This window comes from Klebsiella sp. Ech2A (genome assembly GCF_030078455.1).
Taxonomy (GTDB): Bacteria; Pseudomonadota; Gammaproteobacteria; order Enterobacterales; family Enterobacteriaceae; genus Klebsiella; species Klebsiella terrigena.
The window spans coordinates 1-5,740 of record NZ_JAQGFU010000244.1 but is presented as its reverse complement, the minus strand read 5'-3'; the positions used below and the strand labels follow the sequence as shown (position 1 = coordinate 5,740).

The following is a 5,740-nucleotide window of genomic DNA, read 5'->3' as shown; positions in this document are numbered from 1 at the left end:
GTAACTATCTACCAACCTGGTCTTCCACCGCCGCGCTGACCTGAACGTGACGTCCGGCAAACGCCGCCCGTAGACGGCGGGCAAACTCCAGCGCGTGCTCCCCGTCGCCGTGCAGGCAGACGGTTTCCGCCATAACGTGCGCCCACTCGCCGGTGACGCTGCGCACCCGGTGGTGCTGCACCATTTCCAGGGTCTGCGCCAGCGCCTGCTCCTCGTCGGCAATCAGCGCGCCGGGCTGTGAACGCGGCACCAGGCTGCCGTCGGCCAGGTATCCCCGGTCGGCAAACACCTCCTGGCGGGTGGCTAGCCGGTAATGCTGGCCCGCCCGAATCAGCTCGCTGCCCGCCAGCCCCACCAGCACCAGCTCGGGGTTAAAATCGCGAACGGCTCTGGCAATCGCATCCGCCAGCGGCGCCTCTTTTGCTGCCTGGTTATACAGCATGCCGTGCGGCTTAACGTGCCGCAGCTCGCCGCCCTCGGCGCGAACTATCGCCGCCAGGGCGCCAATCTGGTATAGCGTCTGGACGTAAACCGTCTCCGGCGGCAGCTGCATCGCGGTGCGGCCGAAGTTTTCCCGGTCCGGGAAGCTGGGGTGCGCCCCGACGGCAACGCCGTATTTTAGCGCCTCGCGCACGCACTGGTGCATCAGCAGCGCATCGCCGGCGTGAAAACCGCAGGCGATATTGGCGGAAGAGACCAGCTGTAAAAGAGCGCTGTCGTTGGCACAGCCTTCGCCAAGATCGGCATTAAGGTCAATTATCATCGTTAAGCCTCCACGCCAGCTGGTCCAGGTAGCGCTGGCGGTCGGCGCGCGCTTTCAGCGCCTCCTCCAGCGAGCAGGGAATAAAGTGAATGGGCTGACCCAAAGGAATTTGCGCCAGCTGGTACATATCCGCCTCAATAATGCTCGCAATCCGCGGATAGCCGCCGGTGGTTTGCGCATCGTTCATCAGCACAATCGGCTGACCGCTATGCGGCACCTGCACCACGCCGGGCAGCAGGCCGTGGGAGAGCATTTCGCGATCGGTGGTGCGTACCAGCGGCTGTCCCTGCAGGCGGTAGCCCATTCGGTTGCTCTGCGCGCTCAGCTGCCACGGCGAGCGCCAGAAGGAGGCCTGCGAGGCGCTGTCGAATTCATGATATTCCGGCCCCGGCAGCGCGCGAATGCGGTTGCCGATCGGCAGCTGCCTGACGCCCTGCGGGCCGCTGAACTCGCGGGACGCTTTGCCCAGTTTCAGCCGATCGCCGTCCTGCAGACGTCGTCCTTCCAGCCCGCCAATGCCGACCTTCAGATCCGTGCTGCGCGATCCCAGCACCACCGGCACGTCGATGCCCCCCGCCACCGCCAGATAGCTGCGGATACCGTACTGAGGATTTTTTAGCACCAGATGCTGGCCGGCTTTCGCCGCCGTCCGCCAGCCGACCCATACCGGCCTGCCGTTCACCGTCGCCTCACAGGCGGCGCCGGTCAGCGCAAACCAGCAGTCGCGTTCAAACGCAATATCCACCTGCCCAAGGGTGATCTCCAGGGCGGCCGCATTGGCGTCATTCCCCACCAGCAGGTTAGCGATCGTCAGCGACGGCTTATCCAGCGCGCCGCAGCGGCTGATGGCCGATCGACGCTGACCTTCCCGTCCGCCGTCCTGCACCGAGGTGTACATTCCGGCGCGGATCATCTTCAACATAGGCCCTCCTTCTGCGGCACAAAGCGCACCCGGTCGCCAGAGCGCAGCAGCGCCGGCTCTTTACGCTGCGCATCAAATAGCGCCAGCGGCGTGCGCCCCAGCAGCTGCCAGCCGCCCGGCGTCGCCAGCGGATAGACGCCGGTTTGCGCGCCGCCGATGCCGACTGACCCCGCCGCAACCTGCAGGCGCGGCTCCGCGCGGCGCGGCATTGCCAGCTGCTCCGGCAGGCCGCCGAGATAGGGGAAGCCCGGCTGGAAGCCGAGGAACCACACCACGTACTCCACCGACGAATGCAGCTCCACCACCTGCTTCTCCGTCAGCCCGCAGTGGCGTGCCACCTCGCCGAGGTCAGGGCCCGCTTCTCCGCCGTAGATCACCGGGATCGCAATCTCCCGCGACTCAGGCTCAAGGGCTTCACTCTCTTCCCACCAGCGCTGTAAACGTTCAATCGCATCCCACGCCATGAGCTGCGGATGGCGCAGCACCACGGTGATATTGTTCATCCCCGGTATCACATCCACCGCATCTTCATGGTCCGCCAACCGCCGGGCCAGGCGCCAGATGCGCTTTTGGCTTTCCAGCGTCACCGGGGGCTCGAGCTCCAGCACTACCGCCGTTTCGCCTAGCAGATAACAACGCGCTCGCTGCACTTTTCTCTCTCCCTTAGGCCGGGTTAGGGATATCAATAAACGTGACGTCCAGATCGGTGTTTTCCGTCAGCCATTCGCTGAGGGCGCGAATACCGCCGCGCTCGGTGGCATGGTGCCCGGCGGCATAAAAATGCAGCGACTGCTCGCGCGCCGAATGGATGGTTTGCTCCGACACTTCGCCGGTGATAAAAGCATCGACGCCAAAGCGCGCCGCGCTATCGATAAAGCCCTGGCCACCGCCGGTGCACCACGCCACCCGGGAGACTTTTTCCGGCCCGGTATCGCCGCACCACAGCGGTTTGCGACCCAGACGCGCTTCAACCCACGAGGCCAGCTCGAGGCCGGAGACCGGCATCGACAGTTCGCCCCACGGCACCAGGGGTTCAATTTCGCCCTTGATAGTGATACCCAGCAGCTGGGCCAGCTGGGCGTTATTGCCCAGTTCAGGGTGAGCATCCAGCGGAAGGTGCCAGCCGTAGAGGTTGATATCGTTGGCCAGCAGGGTCTTCAGACGCTGGCGCTTGATGCCACGAATCGCCGGCGCCTCTCCCTTCCAGAAATAGCCGTGATGGACAATCACCGCGTCCGCCTGCAGGCGGACGGCCTCATCCAGCAGCGCCTGGCTGGCGGTCACGCCGGTGACAATTCGTTGCACCGTCTCGCGTCCTTCCACCTGCAGGCCGTTCGGCGCATAGTCGCTGAAGGTCGCGCTATTGAGCTTTTCGTTAATGAGTTGTTCCAGTTCGCTATTTTTCATTGCCGCTCCATCAGGTCGTCAGGGTATCTGCGAAGATAACATAACGATAACCTCGCTGACCGTCGATAGCACGCTCGCAGCGCGCTCTATTTTGACTTTTAGCTTAAAGCCGCAATTTGTCTACCCCCCCCTTCGCGCATTCGTGTATATTTATGCACTATTACAGCATATTAAATAATCAGAAAGCCTTTTAGACCATGAATCTCACTACTAAATAGCTATTCATGCAGGAAGATCGACTTTCGTTTTACGGCAGGAACTAAGCGTTACATGAACACACAATCATCGCAGCCGCGCGCCATCTACTACGTCGTCGCGCTGCAAATCTGGGAATATTTCAGTTTTTACGGTATGCGGGCGCTGCTGATTTTGTACCTCACCAATCAGCTTAAGTACGATGATAACCACGCCTACGCCCTCTTCAGCGCCTACTGTTCCCTGGTTTACGTTACGCCGATCCTCGGCGGCTTTCTGGCCGATAAGCTGTTAGGCAACCGCATGGCGGTGATGATCGGCGCGCTGCTGATGGCCGTTGGTCACCTGGTGCTCGGCGCCAGCGAAGTCGCCCCCACCTTCCTCTACCTGTCGCTGGCGATTATCGTTTGCGGCTACGGGCTGTTTAAGTCCAACGTCAGCTGCCTGCTCGGTGAGCTATACGAGCCGACCGATCCGCGCCGCGACGGCGGCTTCTCGCTGATGTACGCCGCGGGCAATATCGGCTCGATTATCGCGCCTATCGCCTGCGGATACGTGCAGGAAGAGTACAGCTGGGCAATGGGCTTCGCGCTGGCGGCCATCGGCATGATCGCCGGGCTGGTGATTTTCCTCTGCGGCAGCCGTCATTTTCGCCACACCGCCGGCGTCAATCGCGAGGCGCTGCTCGCCCGCCGCTTTCTGCTGCCGAACTGGGGCTGGCTGCTGGTGCTGCTGGTGGCTACGCCGCTGCTGATTACGGTGCTGTTCTGGCAGGAGTGGTCGGTCTATGCGCTGATTGTCGCCACCGTCATTGGCCTGGCGGTGCTGGCAAGGATCTATCTGCGGGCGGATACCGCCAAACAGCGCCGGGATCTGCGGCTGATTATTATCCTGACCGGCTTCAGCCTGCTGTTCTGGGCCTTTGCCCAGCAGGGCGGCAGCTCCATCAGCCTCTACATCGACCGCTTCGTTAACCGCCACGTGATGAGCTACGAAGTCCCGACCGCAATGTTCCAGTCGGTGAACGCCTTTGCGGTGATGCTCTGCGGAATGGTGCTGGCGTGGCTGGTCAAAGAGAATATCAGCGGTAACCGCACCGTGCGCATCTGGGGCAAATTTGCGCTCGGCCTTGGCCTGATGAGCGCCGGCTTTTGTATCCTGACGCTGAGCGCCCGCTGGTCGGCAACCTACGGCCACTCCTCAATGCCGCTGATGGTGCTGGGGCTGGCGGTCATGGGCTTTGCCGAACTGTTTATCGATCCGGTGGCGATGTCGCAGATTACGCGGATTGAAATACCCGGCGTCACCGGCGTGCTGACCGGCATCTATATGCTGCTCTCCGGTGCCATCGCCAACTATCTGGCGGGGGTTATCGCCGACCAGACGTCGCAGGCTTCGTTCGATTCGGCCGGGGCGGCGCACTACGCGATTGAGGCCTACATCGAGGTGTTCAGCCAGATTACCTGGGGCTCGCTGGCCTGCGTCGGCCTGGTGCTGGCAATCTGGCTCTATCACTCCCTGCGGGTCAGGACCCGCCGCCTGGCGCTGGAGTAGCGCCTTTGCTGGCGGCTTCCCAGGCAGCCAGCGTCTCCAGCCGCGCCTGCTTGTGATCGACCAGCGGGCGCGGGTACGCCAGGGTTACGCCCTGCTTATCGGCCCAGACCCACGGCTGGTGCAGGGCCTTTTCCGGCACCGCTGCCAGCTCCGGCAGCCATTGGCGAATAAATCCTCCCGCTTTATCAAACTTCTCGCCCTGAGTCGTGGGGTTGAAGATGCGGAAATAGGGTGCCGCATCGGTGCCGGTAGACGCCGCCCACTGCCAGCCGCCGTTATTGGCGGCTAAATCGCCGTCGATCAGCTGGCTGATGAAATAGCGCTCGCCGGCGCGCCAGTCGACGCGCAGATCCTTCACCAGAAAGCTGGCGACAATCATCCGCAGGCGGTTGTGCATCCAGCCCGTCGCGTTGAGCTGACGCATCGCGGCATCGACAATCGGAAAGCCGGTGCGCCCCTCCTGCCACGCCTGCAGCCCCGGCGCATCGTCGCGCCACGCCACCCTGTCGGTCCAGGCGATAAACGGCTTCCCCTTGCTCAGCCCCGGATAGTAAACCATCAGGTGGCGGTAGAACTCGCGCCAGATAAGCTCGTTGAGCCACACCGACCCGCCCTCGCCGGGCTGCTCCGCCAGCAGACGATGCAGGCACTGGCGCGGCGAGAGTACGCCCGTCGCCAGGCACGGCGAAAGCCGGCTGGTGCCCTCCAGCGCCGGGAAGTCGCGCTGCTGGTCATAATCGGCGGCCTTATGCTGGCAAAAAGCGCGCAGGCCGGCGATGGCCGCTTTTTCGTCGGCGGCAAACAGCAGCGGATCGAACGCCGTCTGGGGGTAGTCAATCTCCGGCAGGGCAGCGGGCGTCAGCGGCCCGCTTTTACGCACCTTTGGCGCCGCCACGCAC

Annotated in this window: 6 protein-coding genes; 1 reads left to right on the top strand and 5 read right to left on the bottom strand. The window is 63.0% G+C overall.

Annotated features, from left to right (window positions below):
- Positions 1-4 precede the first annotated feature (4 nt).
- Genes pxpA through PFH44_RS24340 form a run of 4 tightly spaced genes read right to left on the bottom strand, consistent with a single transcriptional unit; the run spans position 5 to position 3,092 of the window.
- Positions 5-763 (bottom strand): 5-oxoprolinase subunit PxpA, encoded by a 759-nt coding sequence (gene pxpA / locus PFH44_RS24355; RefSeq protein WP_283826424.1) that lies wholly within the window; start codon positions 761-763, stop codon positions 5-7.
- The gene (gene pxpC, locus PFH44_RS24350) at positions 753-1,685 is read right to left on the bottom strand and encodes a 5-oxoprolinase subunit PxpC (protein ID WP_283826423.1); all 933 of its coding nucleotides are present in this window, start codon (positions 1,683-1,685) and stop codon (positions 753-755) included. Before pxpC ends, pxpA begins: the two co-directional genes overlap by 11 nt.
- Positions 1,679-2,335: a 5-oxoprolinase subunit PxpB gene (pxpB, locus tag PFH44_RS24345; protein ID WP_283826422.1), complete on the bottom strand. Its 657-nt coding sequence runs from the start codon at positions 2,333-2,335 to the stop codon at positions 1,679-1,681. The genes pxpC and pxpB overlap by 7 nt, the downstream gene beginning before the upstream one ends.
- Before the next feature lie 13 nt (positions 2,336-2,348).
- Complete coding sequence (locus PFH44_RS24340; RefSeq protein ID WP_041144624.1) at positions 2,349-3,092, bottom strand: type 2 GTP cyclohydrolase I; 744 nt, start codon at positions 3,090-3,092, stop codon at positions 2,349-2,351.
- A gap of 270 nt (positions 3,093-3,362) precedes the next feature.
- On the opposite strand from PFH44_RS24340, the gene dtpD reads away from it, so the two are divergent.
- On the top strand, positions 3,363-4,841 hold the full coding sequence (dtpD, locus tag PFH44_RS24335; protein WP_283826421.1) for a dipeptide permease DtpD: 1,479 nt from the start codon (positions 3,363-3,365) through the stop codon (positions 4,839-4,841).
- On the opposite strand, the gene phrB is transcribed toward dtpD, so the two are convergent.
- On the bottom strand, positions 4,813-5,740 hold a 928-nt coding region (gene phrB, locus PFH44_RS24330; RefSeq protein ID WP_283826420.1), incomplete at its 5' end, for a deoxyribodipyrimidine photo-lyase. The two genes, dtpD and phrB, sit on opposite strands and share 29 nt — an antisense overlap.